We start from the raw sequence: 21,141 nt of genomic DNA on the forward strand, positions 1-21,141 counted from the left end.
CAGAGGCTAGCCGCCCCGCGCCCATGCGGTACAGCACCGCGCCGAGGGGGGTGGAGGGAGGGCGGTTACCTGCGGGAATGCGCGAGCTGGCGTGCACCTGCTGACGGGATTCGCAGTCTGCGTTACCGTTCCCGCATCTGCCTTAGAAGAAACTCGGAAGGGGCACGGTGGCACGCCTGCGGGCACGGATCGAGCGAGCGGCTGCGCAGCATCGGCACACCGCTGCGCTGATCGCCGCCGCCGGGCCGATTCTCGACAAGTACTCGCCCAATGCCGCGCCCGCGGAGCAGTATGCCGAGCAGCATGACCTCGCGGCGGGGTTGCGGGCGAATGCGGCGCTGCTGGCGCCCGGGTGGCTCGGGGCGCAGTTGGATGCGTTGGCGCCGGCTACGCCGCTGGGTGGGCCGCTGCCGCCTACGTTTGTGCGGGTCGGGCAGGCGCATCCGCTTGACGACGCACGGTTTCCGATGATTGTGCCGCTGTTGCGGGCCGGGCACATCGCGATCGACGCCGATGCGCGGGACAGCCGGGTGGCGGGGCTGCTGCGCAGCCTCGTGCTGCGGTTGCTGGCCTCGTCGCCGCCGGGGTCGGTGCGGATCCGGGCCATTGACGCGGTGGTCGACGGGGCGACGTTCGGGTGGTTCGGTGGCATCGAGTCGATCATGCCGCCGCCGGCTACGGACGCCGAGGGGCTGCGGGCGGTGCTCGACGAGGGCGAGCGGTGGCTGGCCAACCGGACGGACGGGCCGGCGCCGACGTTGCTGATCGTCATCGCCTCGCTGCCGGAGCTCACCGAGGGGCGGGACCTTGCCCGTATCGCCGGGCTGGCGCACGCCGGGCCGGCCGGGCGGCTGCACCTCATCGCCGCGGGGTGGCCGCCGCCGCCGCTGACGCAGGAGACCACGCAGGCGCCGCTGCCGCACGCCACTCAGATCGCCATCCGCAACCCGCACGCTTGGGTCGGTGACCCGCCAGGGGCCACGTTCTCCGGGACCGGCACCGGGCCGAGCCGGCTCAACGCGCCCGTCTATCTCGACCCGGACCCGCCCGCCGAGCTCGTCCGGCAGGTGTGCGCGCAGCTGAGCGGGCCGTGGTCGGCGCCGCCGGCGCCCGTCGGGGAGCCGAGCCGGACCGCCTGGCTGGACTACGTCGCGGCCGGGCAACGGCTCGACGCGGTGCGCCGGGAGGTGATCGCGGTGGTCGCCGAGCACAAGACCGCGCTCAAGGCGGCCCAGGCCGACCTCTCCGCGATCCGCGGCAAGCTCGCCAACCATCAGGCGTACCTCAACGAGGTCGTCGGCGAGGCCGGCGGCCGGCCACTCGAGCTCGTCCCGTCGTGGCAGGAGATCCAGGCGGCGCACGCGGCGCTGACGGGCGGGCCACAGGCGGTCGACCCGCGCCGGGGCGCGCCGATGGCACCACCCCCGCCGCCCTCGGCCCTCGGCGGGCCGTCGGGCGCCTGGCCCCAGCTCCAGCGGGCCACCACGGTCCCGGTCAGCTCCCCACCCTGGCCCCCGACGAGCGCCCCACCGGCCATGCCGGGCACGCCCACCGCCATGCCCGGGACTCCGGCCGCGGCCATGCCGGGAACGCCGGCCGTCGCGGGCGCGCCGCGGATGCCCGTGGCCGGGGCAGGAAGCCCGCCGGCGCCGGCCCCGCCCGGTATGGCGACCAGGGGGATGCCGACCGGCGGGTACCCGGTCGTCGTGCCGCGCAGCGCGCCGCCCGGGATGCACAACACCGGGTCGATCCCCCGCGTGCCGATCAGTGGTGTGCCCATCTCGGGCGCGACGGGTGTGGTCGGCACGGGGGCCATCAGCCCGCTGAGCCCCCCCGTGCCGAACTCGATACCCGGCCGGGTGTCCCGGGCCCTCCGCATCGCCGCCGCCGGTCTGAAGCAGTCTGAGGCGGCCCTGGCCGCGCCCGGGCGGCAGGCGGCCTCCAACCGGCGCGTCTGGGTCAACGCCGGGATCTACTTCGCCTTCGCGCTGCTGGCCTCGATCGTGCAGATCCCGACGCTGCTGGCGGCCGACAGCACCGGGGTCGGGCTGCTGGCGCTGCCCTGTGCCCTGGTGCTGCCGGCCATGTCGTTCGGCCTCGGCTGGCTCACGATCGGCGCGATGGCCCGCAAGTCGACCTCGCGGACCCCGGTCCTCGGACTGGTGATCAGCGTCTTGCCGCTGATCCCGGTGCTCGTGTTCGGCCGATGGCTGTTCTTCTGAGACGATCCGCCGGGAACCGGTACGTCCCGCGCTAAACGGGACGTACCGGATACATTAGCCGTGCAAAATCAGGGACATCGCCTCTGCGCGGGACTTGGCGTCGTCGCGGAGCAGGCCGCGCACCGCGGACGTGATGGTCCGCGAGCCGCCCTTCTGGATGCCCCGCATCGACATGCACATGTGCTCGCACTCGATGACCACGATGACGCCCCGCGGCCCCAGCTGCGCCATCAGCAGGTCGGCGATCTGCGAGGTGAGCCGCTCCTGCACCTGCGGGCGCCGCGCGTAGACCTCGACCAGGCGGGCCAGCTTCGACAGGCCGGTGATCCGCCCGTCGTTGCCCGGGATGTACCCGATATGCGCCACCCCGTGGAACGGCAGGAGGTGGTGCTCGCACATGGACAGGACCTCGATGTCGCGCACGAGGACGAGCTCCTCGTGGTCGGCCTCGAACGAGGTCGACAGCACCTGGGCCGGGTCGACCCGCAGCCCGGCGAACAGCTCAGCGTAGGCGCGGGCGACCCGGGCCGGGGTCTTGCGCAGCCCGTCGCGGTCCGGATCCTCGCCGACGGCGATGAGGATCTCGCGGACCGCGTCCTCGATGCGCTTGAGGTCGACGTTGCGCTCGACCTCGACGCCGCCCAGCTTGCCACTCACCAGTCGGGCGGCGACGTGGTCAAGCTCCCGGTCAGCAGCAGCAAGCCCGGCACCGAAGTCGGTGTCGGGCTCGGTGCTGCTGATCTCGCTCAGCGGGGACCGTCCGGGGTATCGCCGCCACTGGAGATCCGCACGTGGTCGTCACCGGTGAGGCCCACCGGCTGGGCGACCTCGGCGCCGTTGGCGCCCACCTCGGGCACCGCGCGCCGGCGGCGGCCGTTGCCGCTGTAGGGGGCCATCGGCGGGCGCTTGACGACGCGGGCGCAGATGCGCGCCATGTCGGCCTGCGAGATGGTCTCCTTCTCCATCAGCTCCTCGACGATGTTGTCGAGGACGTCGCGGTACTCAACCAGGATCTCCCAGGCCTCGTCGTGCGCGATCTCGATGAGCGCGCGCATCTCGGCGTCGATCTCGGACGCGACCTTCTCGGAGTAGTCGCGCTCGTGGCCCATCGTGCGGCCGAGGAAGGGCTCGCCGTCCCCGGTCCCGTACTTCACCGCGCCGAGCTTCGAGCTCATGCCGTACTCCGTGATCATCGAGCGGGCGAGCGCCGTCGCCTTCTCGATGTCGTTGCCGGCGCCGGTGGTCGGCTCGTGGAAGACCAGCTCCTCGGCGGCCCGGCCACCCAGCGCGTAGGCGAGGGTGTCGATCATCTCGGAGCGCGTCTGGGTGTACTTGTCCTCGGTCGGCAGCACCAGCGTGTGCCCGAGCGAACGGCCGCGCGACAGGATGGTCACCTTGTGCACCGGCGCTGAGTGGGGCAGCGCCCAGGCGACGAGCGCGTGACCGCCCTCGTGGTATGCGGTGACCTTCTTCTCGTGCTCGCTCATCACGCGCGTGCGCCGCTCCGGGCCGGCGATGACCCGGTCGATGGCCTCTTCGAGGTAGTCGTTGGTGATCGCCCGCTTGTCGTTGCGGGCCGCCAGCAGGGCCGACTCGTTGATGACGTTGGCCAGGTCGGCGCCGGTGAAGCCGGGCGTGCGCCGGGCCACCGAGTCGAGGTCGACGTCGGGCGTGAACGGCTTGCCCTTGGCGTGCACCCGCAGGATGGCCTTGCGGCCCTCCATGTCGGGCCGGTCGACGGCGATCTGCCGGTCGAAGCGGCCGGGGCGCAGCAGGGCCGGGTCGAGGATGTCGGGCCGGTTGGTCGCCGCGATGAGGATCACGCCGCCCTTGGTGTCGAAGCCGTCCATCTCGACCAGCAGCTGGTTGAGGGTCTGCTCGCGCTCGTCGTGCCCGCCGCCCATGCCGGCGCCGCGGTGACGGCCGACGGCGTCGATCTCGTCGACGAAGACGATCGCCGGGGCGTTGGACTTGGCCTGCTCGAACAGGTCGCGGACGCGGGAGGCGCCGACGCCGACGAACATCTCGACGAAGTCCGAACCGGAGATCGAGTAGAACGGCACACCGGCCTCGCCGGCGACCGCGCGGGCCAGCAGCGTCTTACCGGTTCCGGGCGGCCCGTACAGCAGCACGCCCTTCGGGATCTTCGCCCCCAGCGCCTGGTACTTCGCCGGCGCCTGCAGGAAGTCCTTGATCTCGTGCAGCTCCTCGACGGCCTCGTCAGACCCGGCCACATCGGCGAACGTCGTCTTCGGGGTGTCCTTGGAGATCAGCTTCGCCTTGGACTTGCCGAAGTTGAGCACCCGCGACCCGCCGCCCTGCATCTGCGACATGAACAGCAGCAGCAGTACAACCAGCACCGCAATGGGCAGCAGGTTGATCAGGAGGCTGATGAAGATGTTGTCCTGGGTGACGTTGACGTTGAACTCGCCGACCTTGTTCTGCGACTTGAGCGTGCTGAGCTCGTTCTGCAGCTCATCCGCGCTCTGCGACGAGAACTGACCCTGGATCTTGTTCGTGTCCGTGCCCTTGACCTTGATCTTGTGATCGAGGTCGAGGTTGAGGGTCTGCTCCTTGTCCTGGATCACGGCCCTCTTGGCATGCCCTCCGCGCAGCTCGTCGAGCACCGTCGAGGTGTCCGCCTTGGTGTAGCTGGGGCCGGACGTGAAGAAGGAACTGAGCAAGATCGCACCGATGATCACCAGAAGGATCCAGATCACCGGCCGGCGGAACAAACGGGTACGTTCCATGTTGTCGTCGGGCACACGCGGCGCCCGGCCCCTCCATCCGTAAGGCCGTCAACCGCGCCGGACCCACTTTCCGACGCGGTGCCGAAAGCGCCGCCATGGTTGGGCTCAGTTGACGCTCGCGACCATTTGACGGTACACCGTGGCACCGACAGACGCGGATCGGCGTCGGCCGGGGAGGACGTGCTCTCAGCAGACTCTCAGCTAACCGCAGGTCAGCCGCGGCCGTACACCGATGGCTTCAACACGCCGACAAATGGCAGGTCACGGTAGCGCTCCCCGTAGTCGAGACCGTAACCGACAACGAACTCGCTGGGGATGTCAAATCCCACATATCGCACCGGAATGCTGACCTTGAGCGCGTCGGGCTTGCGCAGCAGCGCCACCACGTCCACCCGGGCCGCCGAGCGGCTCTCCAGGTACTTGAGCAGCCACGACAGCGTCAGCCCGGAGTCGACGATGTCCTCGACCACGACCACGTGCCGCCCGGCGATGTCCCGGTCCAGGTCCTTCAGGATGCGCACGACGCCCGAGGAGGTCGTCCCCTGCCCGTACGACGAGACGGCCATGAACTCCAGCTCCACCGGCGGCCCGACCCGCCCGAGCGCCCGCGCGAAGTCGGCCATGAACATGACCGCCCCCTTGAGCACCCCGACCAGCAGGATCGACTCTGCGTCGGCGTGATCGGCGGCCACCTGCTTGGCCAGCTCCGCCGTCTTGTCGCGGATCTGCTCCTCGCTGACGATGACGTGGTCGATGTCGGACGAATGCCAGGTGGTGCCGTCGGCCATGCGACAAGCCTGCACCATCGGCCGCCCCGGATCGACCCGGGGGTCGGCGAGTGAGGGCTATTTAATAGCCGGCCGCCATCGCGTCGACCCGCGGCCGCGACCCGGCCACGTAGCTGGCCGCGGTCCGCCGGATGGCCCGCCCCGCCCCGAACACCTCGGGCGACTCCGCCACCCGGACCCGGTGCCCCCGCCAGCCCCGGCTCGACCTGCACGTCCAGCCCCTCGTCGACCGTGGCCAGCGCCGGCCGGCCACCACCGCGACCGGCTGGCTGGTGGCCACGGCGCCGTTGGGGAAAAGCTCCGAAGAGCCCTGGATGTCGTACCGCATCAGCCCCCACATTCACCGCCGGGCCAACAGCACCCTCCCGGCCCGCGCCACCGATACGCCGCCGGGCAGCGCCACCGCGCCTTGCCCGTGCCAGCTCACTACCAACGCATCGAGCGCCGCAACGTGCCGGTGCGAGAGCGCTCCGCCCGGCGCCCCCAGCCGCAGCGCCCAGGCGTGCAGCACGCGGGTCCGCACCGGCTCGGCCAGCCGCGCCAGCTCCCCCACCACCAGCGCCCCCTCTCCCGCGCCGCCGGCCGAGACGACGCCGGCGCCGCCGCTCGGTCCGACGTGCTCGAGGGCCTTCTCCAGGGCCTCCGTGGCCAGCTCGTCCAGGTACGCGGAGTCCGCTGCGATCAGCCGCGCCGTCCGCGCCAGGTTGTCCACGACGCCAGCGCCGAGCGCCTCGACCAGGGGCCGGACCCTCGACCTGGCGTACGCGGGGTCCGTATTGTGCGGGTCCTCCCACACCGGCAGCCCGTCCGCGAGGCAGGCGGCCCGCGTCTCGGCCCGGCCGACGTCGAGCAGCGGCCGCAGGAACGGGATCCCCCGCCGCACCAGCCGCCCGCGCATCCCCGCCAGCCCACGCGGCCCGGCGCCTCGAGCCAGCGCCAGGAATACCGTCTCGGCCTGGTCGTCCCGGGTGTGCCCGAGCAGCACGGCCACCGCCCCGTGCTCGATCGCCGCCGCCTCCAGCGCCGCGTACCGCGCCTCCCGCGCCGCCGCCTCCGGCCCGCCGCCGATCCCGACCCGCACGGTCCGCACGTCCACGGGATCGAACCCCTGCCCGCGCGCCCACTCGGCCAGCCGCGCCGCCCGCTCGTCCGACCCGGCCTGCAGCCCGTGGTCCACGGTCACCAGCCCGCAACGAACTCCGAGCCGCCGCGTAACGAACCGCGCCGCCACGGCAAGCGCCAACGAGTCAGCCCCGCCCGAGCAGGCGACCAGCACCGTCTCCCCGGCCACGACCCCCGCACCGCACTCCCCTGCACGGCCCCCGCCCGCAACGCGCCCGGCCGCGCGACCTTCGGCCGAAACGCGCTCGGCCACACGACCCTCGCCCGCAAAACGCTCGGTCACACGACCGTCGGTCGCATCGTGCTCGGCCACGCGAGCCTCAGCCGCAACGCGCTCGACCACACGGCTGTTGGCCGCATCGCGCTCGGTCACACGGTCGTCGGCCGCATCATGCTCGGACGCCGGCCTAGTCCCGTGCGCGATGTCGGCGGGATCGTCCGGTCGCCCGGTCAAGCCCCCAGAACGCACGTCGCTCAGGCTGCGACGCACCGCGTTGCGCACCGCGGCCACCGCCGGCGCGAGGGCCGCCATCGGTCAGGTGCCGGCGGTCTTAGCGACGCTTGCGCCGCCAGCCTCATCGCCGTCCGCCTTGGCGACAGACCCGCCGACAGCCTCCTTGGCCTCAGAGCCGTCTTCGTCCGAGCCTTCCTCGACCGCGTCGTCCGCGGCCGCGCTGCCGGTCGAAGCGTCCTCCGCCGCCGCACCGCTGTCGTCCACCGAGCCGGGCGCCGCAGTGGCGTCCGTGGCTGCGCTGCCCGACCGGGCGCTTTCTGCTACCGCGGTGCCGGTGGCCTCGGACGGGTCGAAGGCGTCGTACGGCTCGGGGGCCGCAGGCGGGGCCGATTCAGTGTCGGCGGGGTCCTCGATCTCGGCCGGGGTCGACTCCTCGGCGGGGACGGGCTTGTGCAGTGCCGAATCCGGAGCCGGAATCGCCGTCAGCTCCTCCGCGGCCAGGCCGGCCACCTCGGTCGACTCCGCGATGCCCGCCTCGGCGAGGGCGGCGTCGGCCGGCTCGGGCACGGTCGGAACCGGGGCCGGCGGCTCCTCGGTGGCGGGGGCCCAAGCGTCGGTCAGCGGGGTGATCGGTTGCGGGGCGGGATGGGTCGACGGGACGGCGGCCGGGCGGTTCAGCGCGCTGGCGCCGAGGACGCGGACGATCCAGGCTTCCGGGTCGCCGAGCTCGTCGAGGCGCGGAATGGTCAGCGGGGACTGCCAGATCTTGTTGAAGCTCTCCATGCCGACGCGGTCGACGACGGCGTGGACGAACTTGCGGCCCTCCGCATACTGCCGGAGCTTGACGTCGATGCCGAGCAGCTTGCGCACGACGCGTTCCATCGGGTTGCCGGCCTCGCGGCGGCGGTTGAACTTGCCGCGGATCTCCTCGACGGAGGGGATGACCTCGGGGCCCACGCCGTCCATCACGAACTCGGCGTGGCCCTCCAGGACGGTCATCAGCGCGGTCAGGCGGTCGAGCACCGCCTTCTGGCCGGGCGTCTGGACCAGGTCGAGGACGGAGACGCGGCTGTTCGGGTCGCGGACCACGTCGGCCAGCGCGCCGATGCCACGCCGCACGCGCTCGGCGAGCTGGTCCTGGTTGAGCTGGGAGGCGTCCACGAAGGCGCCGACCTCACCCAGGAAGTGCCCCCGCATCCACGGCACGGCGGTGAACTGCACCCGGTGGGTCACCTCGTGCAGGCACACCCACAGGCGGAAGTCGCGGGAGTCGGCGCCCAGCTTGCGCTCGGCCTCGACGATGTTCGGCGCGACGAGCAGCAGCTGACCGGGGTCGGCGGAGAACACCTCGTACTGCCCCAGGACCTTGCCGGACAGGTAGGCCAGCACGGTGCCGGCCTGCACGCCGGTCAGGCGGGAGCCGATGGCCCCGACGATGGCGCCGGGGGCCTTGCCGCCCGCGAGCCGCTCGGCCAGCGGCTGGATGACCTGCCGGAGGCCCTCGATGTTGGTGGCGGCCCAGTCGCGACGGTCGACGACGCGGACCGGCGGGCCCTGGATCATGGCCTTCAGGCCGGTGAACTCGGTGACGTGTCCGGCCGCTTCGTCGGCCAGCTCACGCAGGTCGGTGACCGCCTCAGCGGCCTCCTCGTAGGACACGGCGGGGCCGCTCTTGCCCAACGCCGCGGCGGTCGCTGCGGCCAGATCCCAATCGACGAACTGCGCCATGAATCAACCGTACCCGGGTGCGGCCATCGTCGCGGCGGGTGTAAACCCTGAGTACACCCTGATCGACGGCGCGTGACGGCAACCTCGCTCAGCGGCAACCACAGGCGGCGAGAGCTGCGGCAACCCTGTCAAGGGCGATGACCGCCTGTGGGCCGTTGGTGGTCTGGTCGGCCATGAACGCGAACGCCAGGGTCCGCCCGTCGGCATCGACGACGATGCCCGAGAGCGAATTGACGCCGGTGAGCGTGCCGGTCTTCGCGCGCACCAGGCCGGCCGCGGACGAGCCCTCGGCCGCCTTGAGGTAGCGGGTGGCGAGGGTGCCGGAGTAGGCGGCGACGGGCAGGCCACTGAAGATCGCGTGCAGGTCGCCGCGGTCGGTCCGGGCGGCCATCGCCAGGATGCCCGTCAGCAGCGCGGGCGAGAGGCGGTCGCTGCGCGAGAAGCCGCTGCCGTCGACCAGGCCGTAGCCGGTGACCGGCAGCCCGAGGCCCTCCAGTACCTCCTTCATGGCCGTGGCCGCCCCGTCGAACGACGCCGGCTGGTTCTTGGCCAGGGCCACCTGACGCGCCAACTCGTCGGCGAGCACGTTGTCGCTCTCCTGCAGCATGAACTCGACGATCCGGGCCAGCGGTGCCGACTCGACCTTGCCCAGCTCGTTCGCACCGGCCGGGGCCGTGCCGGCGGCCACGGCACCGGCGGGCAACCCGAGGGCCTTCGCGAAGGCCTGCGCGGCCTGCACATCCGGCTGGGCGTACCGGTCGGAGTACTTCGTCGCCTTCGTCCGCCCGCCCTCGGTCATCAGCGGGGTGATCACGGCGCCGGAGCCGCCGGTGGTCGCGTCCGGGTCCCACCCCGGCCCGACGCCGGACCCGCTGAACAACGAGACGTCGTAGATGACCTTGGTCGGCGCCGTGCCTCCCAGCGCCTGTTTGACCTGCTTCGCGAGGTCGTCGATGCGGGCGGCCCCCGGGTAGTACGGCGTGGGGAACACCGACAGCGTCGGATCGCCGCCGCCGATGAGCACCACCTCGCCCGGCTGGGCGCCGGCTACCACGCGGGTCGGGATGCGGTACGCCGGGCCGCGCGTGGCCAGCACCGCCGCTGCGGTCACGATCTTGGTGGTCGACGCCGGCGTCATCGCGGCGTCCTGCTCCGACGAGAAGATCGACTGTCCGGTGGTGACGTCCACCACCGACGCCGTGATGTGCGGGCCGAGCGCCTGCACGGACAGCAGCGGGGTGAGCACGGCGGACAGGCCCGCCTGCGACGGCATGGGCGCCTGGCCGTCCATGGCGGCGAGGACCGGCGGAGGTACCGGTAACGTCGTGCCCGCGCGCCAGCTCGCCTTCTGCGCGCCGGTCAGCCCGAAGGCACTGATCACGCCGTCGCCCGCGAACACAGACACCGACGCCACTGCTACCGCCACGCCCAGTGCGACGAGGGAGCCGATGAGACCAGCCCGACCGCCACGTTGTGGTGTTTCCCTCGGCACCTGACCCTCCCCGTTACACCGCACTGTCCCATACGCGAGACTAATGGTCGGCGCAGCGGTGCGAGGGTGAGGAGTCGTCAGATGGACTTCGACGTCACGGTCGAAATCCCCAAGGGTCAGCGCAACAAATACGAGGTTGACCACGCCACGGGCAGAATCCGTCTGGACCGGACGCTGTTCACCTCCACGCAGTACCCGGCCGATTACGGATATATCGAGGGCACGCTCGGGCAGGACGAAGACCCGCTCGACGCGCTCGTCCTCGTGCAGTCGCCCACGTTCCCGGGCTGCCTGATCCGCTCCCGCGCGATCGGCATGTTCCGGATGACGGACGAGAAGGGCGGCGACGACAAGGTCCTGTGCGTGCCCGCCGACGACCCCCGCCTGGAGCACCTGCGGGACATCCACCACCTCGGCGAGTTCGACCGGCTGGAGATCCAGCACTTCTTCGAGGTCTACAAGGACCTCGAGCCGGGCAAGAGCGTCGAGGGCGCCACCTGGGTGGGCCGCGTCGAGGCGGAGGCGGAGATCGCGGAGTCGCGGCGGCGCTACCAGGAGGCGATCGCGGCCGGGACGTACCACGACCCGGGCGTCGCCCCGAACGCGCACTCGATCGAATAGTCACGAACGTCAACGAGCGCTCGCCTTTCGGCGGGCGCTCGTTCGTTTTTCCACGCCCTTCGTCGGGCGTCTTTACCCCTTGGGCGAATTCTTTGCCCCCGGAGGTGAAGTCTTTGGCTCCTCGGGTGAAGTCCTTGGCCCCTTGGGTCAAGTCTTTGGCCTTACGTGAAGTCCTGCCCTTAGGTGAACAGGCCGTACAAGCCCAGCACCGCGCACGCCAGGGGCACCACCGCGACCACGCACAACGTGTCGAGCAGATCCGCCGCCCGGCCCACGTACGGCGACGCCGGCCGCACCGCCGCCCGGGCGCCGGCGATCGCGACGATCAGCGCGACCAGCGGTACCGCCGCGGCAACAATGCGAACGTCGACGGGTGCGAACAGGGCAAGCAGCACGAAACCGCCGGCGCCGGCGACGATCAGCGGCAGCCGCTGGCGCACGGTCAGGAAGGTCCGCGCCCGCAGCATCAGCGCCGCGCTGGCCACCGCGACCAATACCGCGCCGGAGACGTCGCCGGACCGGGCGAGCACCAGCGCCGCGCCGGCCCCGACCACCGCGAAGCCGAACAGCATGCCGGTCAGCATCTCGTCGGTGCGCGCCACGGCGGCGAAGATCCGCGACCGGTCGGCCGCCGAGGCCAGCCCGCGCCCGCTGGACGCGAGGTCGCCGGGCAGCGCCACGATCGGCATCGGCAGCTTGCCGAGGCGGATGGCCAGCAGCGGCACCCCGGCCACCCCGGCCACCAGCACGGCGAGGAGCACCGCCGCGGCGGCGGCCGGGCGCGTTACGGTGGCGAACAGGCCCCCGAGTGCGCCGAGCACCCCGACGGTCACCCCGGCGACGAACAGCCTGAGCAGGTGCGCGACGCCCACCGCGGCGACCAGCGCGGCCAGCAGGAGCGCGACCGCGGCGAGCAGCGTGCGCCCGGCCGGCGTGGCGGGCTCGGGGGTGGCCAGCCAGCCGCCGGCCGCGGCGAAGGGCAGCGCGAAGGCGGCGAGGCTCGCACCGACCAGGGCGTCGCCGTAGGCCCGCGAGGCGGTGATGCCGACGAGGACCAGCCCGACGGCGACGGCCGCCGCGGCCGGCGCCACGCCGGCCCGCAGGATCGACACGAGCGCCACCAGGAGGCCCGCGCCGGCCACGCCCAGCGCGGTGACCCTGGTCGCGGCCGGGCTCCACGGCACGCCCTGCCGGCGAGCGCCCGCGGCGATCGCCTCGACCACGTCGTCGTACTCCAGCTCGGGCCAGCCGGCCCGCGCGGGCACCAGGTGCAGGACCGCACCGTCGTGGATGCCCTGGCCGGCCAGCCCGGTGGCCGCCGACAGCGTCGTGCCGTCGGCGCGGCGCAGCAGCCAGCCACCGTGCCGCTCGCCGTCGTCGGCGAGGCCGGTGCCCGCGTGCTGCAGGAGCTCCGGAAGGAGTTCAGCCAGCGGTACCGCATCAGGCACCGCGACATCGACGCGCCGTTGAGGAGCGTTGATCGTGATGCGGGCCAATCCGGCCGGGGCTGCGGACATGGGGATACAGGTACCACGGGTGCGGAACTTGCGCCGCCCCGTGCCGCCGCCTGCTTCAGACAGTGACGAACTCGACACGAAGCATCGATCGGGGTCACAAAATGTCGTACCCGCGGCCTAGAGTCCCCGACGTGAGCACGGTCGTCGTCAAGAGGTCACCACGCCGCCCCGCACCGGAAATCCCGAGCGGGGAGCTCGTCGTGGAGGCGCCCCCGGAGGTGCCGCAGGCGCCGGCCTCACGCTGGCAGCAGATGGTCCAGGTGGTGCCGATGCTGACCGGCACGATCGCGACCGCGCTGCTGTTCGCCGGGCGCGAAGGAGGCACGTATTCCTACGTCATCGGCGCCATCTTCGGCTTCTCGACGCTGGGCATGCTGCTCACTTCGGCCGGCACCGGCGCGCCGAAGAAGGCCGAGATGATGACGGCCCGGCGCGAATACCTGCGCCACCTGGCCACGCTGCGCCGCCGGGTCCGGGACACGGCCGCCAAGCAACGCACCGGCCTGCACTACCGCCACCCCGATCCGCACTCGCTGTGGTCGTCGGTGGACAGCTTCCGGCTCTGGGAGCGGCGCCCGACCGACGGCGACTTCGCCATCGTGCGGGTCGCCGTCGGGCCGCAGACCCTGGCCACGCCGCTGATCCCGCCGATGACCAGGCCGCTCGAGGACCTGGAGCCGATGACCGCCGCGGCGCTGAGGCGTTTCCTGGACGCGTATTCCGTGGTGCCCGACCTCCCCGTGGCGATCTCGATGCGCAGCTTCGCGCGGATTCACCTGCGGGCGAGTCGCGGTCCCGGCGCGCGGGCGGGGGCGTCCGCCGGCCTGGCCGGGCAGCACGACCCGGCGCGGGCGCTCGCCCGGGCCATGCTCGCCCAGCTCGCGGTGTTCCACGCCCCCGACGACCTGCTGATCGCGGTGTGCGTCGCGCCCGAGCGGCTGGAGTGGTGGGACTGGGCGAAGTGGCTACCGCACGCGCTGCATCCCACCAAGACCGACGCGGTCGGCCCCGTCCGGCTCATCGCCGACACCGCCCCGGAGCTCGAGCGGCGCCTCGACGACCTGCTGCGCAGCCGCGGCCGGTTCGACGCCGACCAGGTCCGGGGCCCGTCCGCCACGCCGCACCTGGTCGTCGTCCTCGACGGCGGCGACCTGTCCGGCAGCGCCCACCTGGGCACCGACGGCGGGATCGACGGGGTGACGCTGATCGACCTCGACCGGGAGCCGCCACGGCTGCTGGACCGCTCCGCGATCGTTCTCGACGCGACCGGCGGCCGGCTCGCCACGATCTCCGCCGACAGCGACATCGCCGAGCCCGACCCGCCGATCGGCATCGCCGACGCGCTCGACCTGGCCGAGGCCGAGGCCATCGCGCGGCGGCTCGCCCCGCTGCGGCTGGCCGTGACCGCGGGGGCCGAGCAGCAGGCCGGCGACGCCCGCGAGCCCGGCGCCGACCTCGACTTCCCGACCCTGCTCGGCATCGGCGACCCGGAGACGCTGGACATCGCCCGGGCCTGGGCGCCCCGGCCGCACCGCGACCGGCTGCGCGTCGGGATCGGCGTCGGGCAGCAGGGCCAGCCGGTCGAGCTCGACCTGAAGGAGTCCGCCGAGGACGGGATGGGGCCGCACGGCCTGCTCATCGGGGCGACCGGCTCCGGCAAGTCGGAGCTGCTGCGCACGCTGGTGCTCGGGCTCGCCGCGACGCACTCGTCCGAGACGCTCAACTTCGTCCTCATCGACTACAAGGGCGGCGCGACCTTCGCCCGGATGGACCGGCTGCCGCACGTGGCCGCGTTCATCTCCAACCTGCGCACGGAGCTGCTGCTGGTCGACCGGATGACCGATGCGATCACCGGCGAGGTGATCCGCCGGCAGGAGGTCCTGCGCCGCTCCGGCGACTACGACTCGGTCCGCGACTACGAGCGGGCCCGGGCCGGTGGGGCGCCGCTCGCGCCGCTGCCGAGCCTGCTGATCGTGTGCGACGAGTTCAGCGAGCTACTCGAGGCCAAGCCGGACTTCATCGACCTGTTCGTGCAGATCGGGCGGGTCGGCCGGTCGCTGGGCATGCACCTGCTGCTCGCCTCGCAACGCCTGGAGGAGGGGCGGCTGCGCGGGTTGGATACGCACCTGTCGTACCGCATCGGCCTGCGCACCTTCACCTCGCTCGAGTCGCGGACCGTGCTGGGCGTGCCGGACGCGTACGAGCTGCCCAAGAAGCCGGGCGGGCACGGCATCCTCAAGTCCGGCACCGAGCCGCTGACCCGGTTCAAGGGCGCCTACGTCGGCGGGCTCTGGCGGCGGACCGGGCCGGCGGCGACGGTGTCGGGCGGGGGCGGGCGGCCGCAGGTGATGCGGTACGGCACGCGGCACATGCCGCTGCCGCCTGCGCCCGTGCCCGAGGCCGAGTCGGCGGAGGCCCCCGAGGGCGAGAGCCTGCTCGACATCGTGGTGGAGCGGCTGGCCGGGCGGGGCGTGCCGGCGCACCAGGTGTGGCTGCCGCCGCTGGCCGCCTCGGCGCCGCTGGACGACCTGCTCGGGCCGGTCATGGTCGACCGGGCCCGGGGCCTGACGGTGACCAACCCGCAGCTGCACGGCGCCCTGCACGTGCCGCTGGCGCTCATCGACAACCCGATCGAGCAACGGCGCGACGCGCTGTGGTTCCGTCTCGACGGCGCTCAAGGACACGTGGCGGTGGTCGGCGGCCCGCGCAGCGGCAAGTCCGTCGCGCTGCGCACGCTGGTCACCGCGCTGGCGCTCACCCACACGCCGGCGGAGGTCCAGGTGTACTGCCTCGACTTCGGCGGCGGCCAGCTCGCCGGCCTGCGCGAACTGCCCCACGTCGGCGGGGTGGCCGGGCGGCTCGACACCACCCTCGTGCGGCGCACCGTGGGCGAGGTCGCCTCCCTGCTGGCCGCCCGCGAGCAGCAGTTCTCGGCGAGCGGCATCGACAGCATGGCCACCTACCGGCGGCGCCGGGCGGCCGGCGGGAGCACCGACGACGGCTGGGGCGACGTGTTCCTGGTCATCGACGGCTGGCCGACGGTGCGCAAGGACTACGAGGAGCTGGAGCCCGTCCTGCTCGACATTGCGGCGCGCGGGTTGTCGTATGGCGTCCATATGGTCGTCTCGGCCTCGCGCTGGATGGACTTCCGGGCCAACTTCCGCGACCTGTTCGGCGCGCGGGTCGAGCTGCGCCTCGGCGACGCGACCGACACGCTGGCCACACGCAAGGCGGCGGCCGGTGTGCCGAACGAGACGCCCGGGCGAGGCATCACGGCGGAGGGCCTGCATCTGCTCGTGGTCCAGCCGCAGCTGACCGGCGGCGAGCCGGGCGAGCTGGTGAAGTCGATCGCCACGGCGTGGACCGGGGCGCCGGCCCGGCCGGTCCGGATGCTGCCCGCCTCCGTGCCGTTCTCGGCCATCGCCGACGACGCCGACCCGGCGAACCGGTTCGCGCTGCCGATCGGTATCGCGGAGGCCAACCTCGGGCCGATCCGGGTCGACTTCAGCAGCGAGCCGCACTTCATGGCCTTCGGCGAGGCGGAGTCGGGCAAGTCGACGCTCCTGCGGGTGCTGGCCACGATGATCAGCACGCGGTTCACGCCCCAGGAGGCGCGCATCGTGCTCATCGACCACCGGCGGAGCCTGCTGGGCACGGTGCGCTCGGAGCACCTGATCGGGTACGGCACCGGCACGCAGCAAACCGAGGACCTCATGGCCTCGGTGGCCGACTACATGGAGCGCCGGCTGCCGGGCCCGGACGTCACCGAGGACCAGCTGCGCAACCGCAGCTGGTGGACCGGCCCGCACTGCTTCGTCCTCGTCGACGACTACGACCTCATCCCGACCAGCTCGGGCAACCCGCTCTCGCCGCTGCTCCCCTACCTGGCCCAGGCCCGCGACATCGGCCTGCACCTGATCCTGGCCCGCCGCAGCGGCGGCGCCGGCCGCGCCGTCTACGAGCCGGTCATCCAGCGGCTGAAGGAGCTCGCCTCCCCGGGCGTGATCATGTCCGGCGACCGCGAGGATGGGGCCGTGCTGGGCGACATCAGGTTCGGGCCGCTGCCGCCGGGTCGTGGCCGCCTCGTCACGAGAAAGGAAAACGGCACCCTGATCCAGATCGCCAACCTGCCGCCGACCTGACCCCTCGGCGGGGCGGCCGCCGGCCCGGGCGGCCGCTCCGCTGAGCGCTCCTTGGAGTCGCCGCGGGTCTTGTCCTGGCGCCGCGGCTCCTCGCTCAGCGTCGGGGCGGCGGCCAGGTGGAAGGGTCGACTGGCCGAGGCCAGCCAGCCGACGAGCAGCGGCCCGGGCGGCATTGCGCGCTGGACCGCAGGCCGGGACCGGAGCGCGCCGCGCTGGCGCAAGGCTCGCGCAAAGCGCCATGGGGAACCCGCGCAGGAGCACAGCCGCGCAGAGCCGTGACGAGACGCGCACTGGGTGGGCCGGCGGGCCAACGTCCGCGGCGAGAAGACCGGCCGGCAGCCAGGTTCGGCGTCGGGACGCTGCTGGCGGAGGAGGTGCGCGGAGGTCGAGCCTGGCGGGATGATCACCCGTCGCTGACCCGTGGATGGGGCGGCGCGGGCGGGGCGTAGGTGTCGGGGGCGCGGCGGCGACCTACCGCCGTCGCCACCTTTCGGCGAGGTCTGGCTACCGGCCTGACAGATCGGGGCAACACGGTCCAGAATGGGGCCATCGCGCCTACCTCGATCGTCCGCGCCGCTGGCCGCCTCCTCGCATTGGGGCTGTCGGCGGCGCTTGGCTGTGCGGTGGCGACCGGGGTCGAGGTCGGCCCGGCGGTGGCCGATCAGGTGCGCGGGGAGCAGTGGCAGCTGTCGGCGCTCGATGTGCGCAACGCCTGGAAGGTCTCCACCGGCAAGGGGGTGACCGTCGCCGTCATCGACAGCGGGGTGGACGCCTCGCACCCCGATCTCGTCGGGCAGGTGCTGCCCGGGATCGACCTCGTGGAGCCGGGCTCGAACAACGGCGGGAAGGTCGATCCGGTCGGGCACGGCACGACGGTGGCGAGCCTGATCGCGGGGAGCGGCCGGGACAGGTCGGGGGTCGAGGGGATCGCGCCGGGGGCGAAAATCCTGCCGATCCGGGTGCTGGACAAGGCCAACAAGTACGACGATCCGGGGGTCGTGGCGCAGGCGGTGCTGTGGGCCGTGGACCACGGGGCCGGGGTGATCAACCTGTCGCTCGGCGGGGCGCTGCGCAGCGAGGAGATCGCGGAGTCGCTCGCGTACGCGGCGGCGCACGATGTCGTGGTCGTGGCCTGCACCGGCAACATCGCCACCGATCCGGCCACGCATCGGGTCTGGTACCCGGCGCGGGAGCCGGGGGTGATCGCGGTGGCCGGGCTGGGGACGTCGCGCGGCGGCGGGGAGGAGACGCTCTGGTCCGGGTCGCTCACCGGGCCCGAGACCGTGCTGACCGCGCCGGCGGTGAACCTGACCGGGGCGAAGCCGGGCGGCGGGTACTGGCAGGTGCAGGGGACCAGCTTCGCGGCGCCGCTGGTGGCGGGGGCGGCGTCGCTGGTCCGGGCGCGGTTCCCGCGGATGAGCGCGGCCAACGTGATCAACCGGCTGATCTGGACGGCGAAGGACCTCGGGCCCGAGGGGCGGGACGACCGGTTCGGGTACGGCGAGGTGGACCCCGTCGCGGCGCTGCGCGGCACCGTGGCCGAGGTGGAGACGAACCCGCTGGCCGAGGCCGGACCGGCGGAGGCGGGGGTCGGGCCGGAGCGCTCCGACGGGCCGTTGGCACAGCACGGGGGCGCGGCGCCGTTGCCGGCGACCTCAGCGTCCGAGTTTCACGCCGAGCGGACGGCCGAGGAGCAGACGCGCACGAGCGCGGTCGCCGGGCTCACCGCCATGCTGCTGATCCTGCTGGGTGGAGCGGCCGGCGTACTGCTGCATCAGCGACGAAGGGAAAGACGGCCCCAGCCGTAAGGCCGGGTCAGGCGCACTTGCCCGTCGGGGTCGGGTCCGTGTGGGTCTTGCCGGCGTCGCCGACCACCTCGGCCTCGTCCGCCGTCACCGCGAAGCCGGTCTGCTCGTCGTCGGCCGCGGCGGCGAAGATGACGCCCAGCACCGTGCCGTCCGGGGACATCAGCGGGCCGCCGGAGTTGCCGGAGCGGACGAGGGCGCGGATCGTGTAGATCTCGCGGGTGACCTTGCCGTCGTCGTAGATGTCCGGGCCCGTGATGTTGCGGTGGTCGCGGATGCGGGCCGACTGGGCGTCGTACGGGCCGTCGAGCGGGTAACCCAGCACGATCGCGTCGGCGTTCGACTCGGACTTCTTCGAAGCGAACTGCATGATCGGGACGTTGAGGTTCTTCACGTACAGCACGGCGATGTCGCGCTGCGGGTCGTACGCCACCACGGTCGCCGGCAGCGGGCGCGACGAGCCGTCGACCAGCACGCTGACCGTCTTGGTGCCGGCGACCACGTGGGCGTTGGTCATGACCCGGTTCTGGGCGTAGACGAAGCCCGAGCCCTCGATGCGCCGGGAGCAGCTCGGGGCCTGGCCGAGGACCTTGACGACCGACTTCTTGGCGTTCTTGACCAGCTCGGAGCCGGCCAGCTGCGGGTCGGGCGGGGAGACCTCCCGGACCCGGGTCGGGGCCAGCCCGTCGAAGACGTTGGGGAAGCCGCGGGTGTCCACGGTGTCGCGGAGGGCCGCCGACAGCTTGTCGGCCTGGGACGGCATGACGTTGTCGACGCCGTTGAGGATGATCGAGTTGCTGACCGCGCGGGCCAGCCAGGGCAGCGACGAGGCGCTCAGCGGGGCGGCGACGAGCCACACCACCAGCAGCACTGCCACGACGGACACGACCGCGCCGCCCGCGTTGTCGATGGCCTGGGCATTGCGGTTGACGATCGCGTTGCGCAGCCGGTTGCCGACGAAGCTGGCCAGCGCCTGGCCGGCGACGGCGAGGCCGAAGACGGCGGAGAGCGAGACGACCACCTTGGCGGGGTCGGAGGTGAAGAAGTTGTCGGCCAGCAGCGGGCCGAGCTGCAGGCCCAGCAGCGCGCCGCCGAAGAAGCCGACGAATGACAGCAGACCAACGAGGAACCCCTGGCGATAGCCGTTGATGGCGAACATCACCATGAGGAGCAATAGGACGATATCGATCACGCTGCCAGACACGCAATCAGCGTACGGGGGCGGCACCAGATGCCGGCAATTCCTCGACCCGGCCGGTCGGCCATTCCGTCGCCCATCCGCCCAGTTCCAGCAGCGTGGAGAGCACGCCTGCGGTGAAGCCCCACACCAGCATGTCGTGTATCCGAAACGCCGGGCCGATCCATCCGTTCGGGTGGCGTATGTGTAAGCGGTGGGCGGGGTCGACCAGTTCGCGGATGGGCAGGCGCTCGACCCGGGCCACCTCGCGGGGGTCGGCCGGCCCGACCGGATGTGGCGCACGCCACCAGGCGAGCACCGGCGTGACCAGGAAGTTGCTCACCGGAATCCACAGCGTGGGCAGCGTGGTGACGACCTCGACCGTGCTCGGGTCCAGGCCGACCTCCTCCTCCGCCTCGCGCAGCGCGCAGGCGACCGTGTCGGCGTCGCCCGCATCGATCGCGCCGCCGGGGAAGGCGGGCTGGCCGGCGTGGTTGCGCATCGTGGCGGCCCGCTGCAGGATCAGGATATCCGGGCCGGTCGCGGGGTCCTCGCCGAAAAGCACGAGCACGGCACTGCGCCGCTTGCCCTCCTCGTCCGGGGTCGGCAGCCGCGTGAAGTCGGCCGCCTCGGCCGACCGGAGCCTGGTCAGCAGGGGCTGGAGCCACTCCGGCACTTCGCTCACAGCGACACCCCCAGGTACCGGCCGGTCAGCTCCTTCAGACGCGCCTCGGTCAGCGCCTCGCCCTGGTAGGCGTACGCGATCCGGCCACCCTCCGTCACGAACAGCGTCGCCGGCAGCGCGGTCAGGCCCTTCGACACCAGCGGGCTCACCGCGATGGCCAGCTGCTGCCCCTGGTCCTCCAGCATCGGGAAGGTCAGCTTCTTGTCGTCGATCACGGACTGCGCCTGGTCGTGGCGATTCTTCGTGACCACCCCGACGACCCGCACCCGCCCGGCGCCGTCGGTGGCGAAGCGCTGCAGCGCCGGCAGCTCCTCCATGCACGGCCGGCAGTACGAGGCCCACAGGTTGACCACGGTCGGGCGGTCGCCGAGCGCGGCCAGGTCCGTGAACCGGCCGCCGGAGAAGCACGGCAACGCCATTGCCGGAAGAGCAGGACCGGATTCGGTACCGCGAGCAGCCGGCGACGCCGACGGCACCACGCGCTCGAGGCAGGCCGGGCCGGCCGAGGGCGAGGCGGACGGCTGGGCGTCGGCCTCGCAGGCGGCCAGTGACGCGAGCAGCGCGGCGGCTACGAGGGAGAGCAGGAGCCGCCTCACGTCAACACCGAGCCGACTGTTCGCGGCCCCTCCGCTTCGCCC

General features: G+C 72.7%; 14 protein-coding genes and 1 pseudogene. 4 read left to right on the forward strand and 11 right to left on the reverse strand.

The window, feature by feature from the left end:
- The first annotated feature begins 167 nt into the window (after positions 1-167).
- A complete protein-coding gene (locus AB0M46_RS20690) occupies positions 168-2,222 on the forward strand; it encodes a hypothetical protein (protein WP_363338208.1) in 2,055 nt (684 codons plus the stop codon).
- A 54-nt stretch (positions 2,223-2,276) separates the two neighbouring features.
- Here AB0M46_RS20690 and folE read toward each other — a convergent pair whose 3' ends face one another.
- From folE to dacB, 7 genes and pseudogenes are all read right to left on the reverse strand, one after another.
- Positions 2,277-2,882, reverse strand: a complete 606-nt coding sequence (gene folE / locus AB0M46_RS20695; RefSeq protein WP_363338310.1) for a GTP cyclohydrolase I FolE — start codon at positions 2,880-2,882, stop codon at positions 2,277-2,279.
- Positions 2,883-2,968: 86 nt separating this feature from the next.
- Complete coding sequence (gene ftsH, locus AB0M46_RS20700; protein WP_363338210.1) at positions 2,969-4,972, reverse strand: ATP-dependent zinc metalloprotease FtsH; 2,004 nt, start codon at positions 4,970-4,972, stop codon at positions 2,969-2,971.
- Between the two features lie 212 nt (positions 4,973-5,184).
- A complete protein-coding gene (gene hpt, locus AB0M46_RS20705) occupies positions 5,185-5,760 on the reverse strand; it encodes a hypoxanthine phosphoribosyltransferase (protein ID WP_363338212.1) in 576 nt (191 codons plus the stop codon).
- A gap of 61 nt (positions 5,761-5,821) precedes the next feature.
- Positions 5,822-6,088 (reverse strand): hypothetical protein, encoded by a 267-nt coding sequence (locus AB0M46_RS20710; RefSeq protein WP_363338214.1) that lies wholly within the window; start codon positions 6,086-6,088, stop codon positions 5,822-5,824.
- Between the two features lie 12 nt (positions 6,089-6,100).
- On the reverse strand, positions 6,101-7,051 hold the full coding sequence (gene tilS, locus AB0M46_RS20715) for a tRNA lysidine(34) synthetase TilS (protein WP_363338216.1): 951 nt from the start codon (positions 7,049-7,051) through the stop codon (positions 6,101-6,103).
- Between the two features lie 978 nt (positions 7,052-8,029).
- Positions 8,030-9,064 (reverse strand): annotated as a pseudogene (locus AB0M46_RS20720) (zinc-dependent metalloprotease); the annotation flags it as partial.
- A gap of 88 nt (positions 9,065-9,152) precedes the next feature.
- Positions 9,153-10,469, reverse strand: a complete 1,317-nt coding sequence (gene dacB / locus AB0M46_RS20725) for a D-alanyl-D-alanine carboxypeptidase/D-alanyl-D-alanine-endopeptidase (protein WP_363338218.1) — start codon at positions 10,467-10,469, stop codon at positions 9,153-9,155.
- Positions 10,470-10,637: 168 nt separating this feature from the next.
- Here dacB and AB0M46_RS20730 point away from each other — a divergent pair, with 168 nt between their 5' ends.
- Positions 10,638-11,177: an inorganic diphosphatase gene (locus tag AB0M46_RS20730; RefSeq protein ID WP_363338220.1), complete on the forward strand. Its 540-nt coding sequence runs from the start codon at positions 10,638-10,640 to the stop codon at positions 11,175-11,177.
- A 179-nt stretch (positions 11,178-11,356) separates the two neighbouring features.
- Here the strand turns inward: AB0M46_RS20730 and eccD are convergent, their stop codons facing one another.
- Positions 11,357-12,694, reverse strand: a complete 1,338-nt coding sequence (gene eccD, locus AB0M46_RS20735) for a type VII secretion integral membrane protein EccD (RefSeq protein WP_363338222.1) — start codon at positions 12,692-12,694, stop codon at positions 11,357-11,359.
- Between the two features lie 131 nt (positions 12,695-12,825).
- Between eccD and eccCa the strand changes: the two genes are divergently transcribed.
- Positions 12,826-16,836: a type VII secretion protein EccCa gene (gene eccCa / locus AB0M46_RS20740; protein ID WP_363338223.1), complete on the forward strand. Its 4,011-nt coding sequence runs from the start codon at positions 12,826-12,828 to the stop codon at positions 16,834-16,836.
- Between the two features lie 599 nt (positions 16,837-17,435).
- Entirely contained in the window at positions 17,436-18,644 is a 1,209-nt protein-coding gene (gene mycP, locus AB0M46_RS20745) for a type VII secretion-associated serine protease mycosin (RefSeq protein WP_363338312.1), read from the forward strand.
- A gap of 7 nt (positions 18,645-18,651) precedes the next feature.
- Here the strand turns inward: mycP and AB0M46_RS20750 are convergent, their stop codons facing one another.
- Genes AB0M46_RS20750 through AB0M46_RS20760 form a run of 3 tightly spaced genes read right to left on the reverse strand, consistent with a single transcriptional unit; the run spans position 18,652 to position 21,099 of the window.
- Positions 18,652-19,845, reverse strand: a complete 1,194-nt coding sequence (locus AB0M46_RS20750) for a MarP family serine protease (protein ID WP_363338224.1) — start codon at positions 19,843-19,845, stop codon at positions 18,652-18,654.
- 4 nt (positions 19,846-19,849) lie between these two features.
- Positions 19,850-20,503: a CoA pyrophosphatase gene (locus AB0M46_RS20755; RefSeq protein ID WP_363338226.1), complete on the reverse strand. Its 654-nt coding sequence runs from the start codon at positions 20,501-20,503 to the stop codon at positions 19,850-19,852.
- The gene (locus tag AB0M46_RS20760; protein ID WP_363338228.1) at positions 20,500-21,099 is read right to left on the reverse strand and encodes a TlpA disulfide reductase family protein; all 600 of its coding nucleotides are present in this window, start codon (positions 21,097-21,099) and stop codon (positions 20,500-20,502) included. The genes AB0M46_RS20755 and AB0M46_RS20760 overlap by 4 nt, the downstream gene beginning before the upstream one ends.
- Positions 21,100-21,141: the final 42 nt, after the last annotated feature.

The organism is Dactylosporangium sp. NPDC051485 (assembly GCF_040682015.1).
Lineage (GTDB): Bacteria > Actinomycetota > Actinomycetes > Mycobacteriales > Micromonosporaceae > Dactylosporangium.

Excerpts from the sequence above, each read along its gene's own strand:
- ftsH (WP_363338210.1), bottom strand. The coding sequence starts at position 4,972 with ATGGAACGTACCCGTTTGTTCCGCCGGCCGGTGATCTGGATCCTTCTG.
- hpt (WP_363338212.1), bottom strand. The coding sequence starts at position 5,760 with ATGGCCGACGGCACCACCTGGCATTCGTCCGACATCGACCACGTCATC.
- AB0M46_RS20710 (WP_363338214.1), bottom strand. The coding sequence starts at position 6,088 with ATGCGGTACGACATCCAGGGCTCTTCGGAGCTTTTCCCCAACGGCGCC.
- AB0M46_RS20730 (WP_363338220.1), top strand. The coding sequence starts at position 10,638 with ATGGACTTCGACGTCACGGTCGAAATCCCCAAGGGTCAGCGCAACAAA.
- eccD (WP_363338222.1), bottom strand. The coding sequence starts at position 12,694 with ATGTCCGCAGCCCCGGCCGGATTGGCCCGCATCACGATCAACGCTCCT.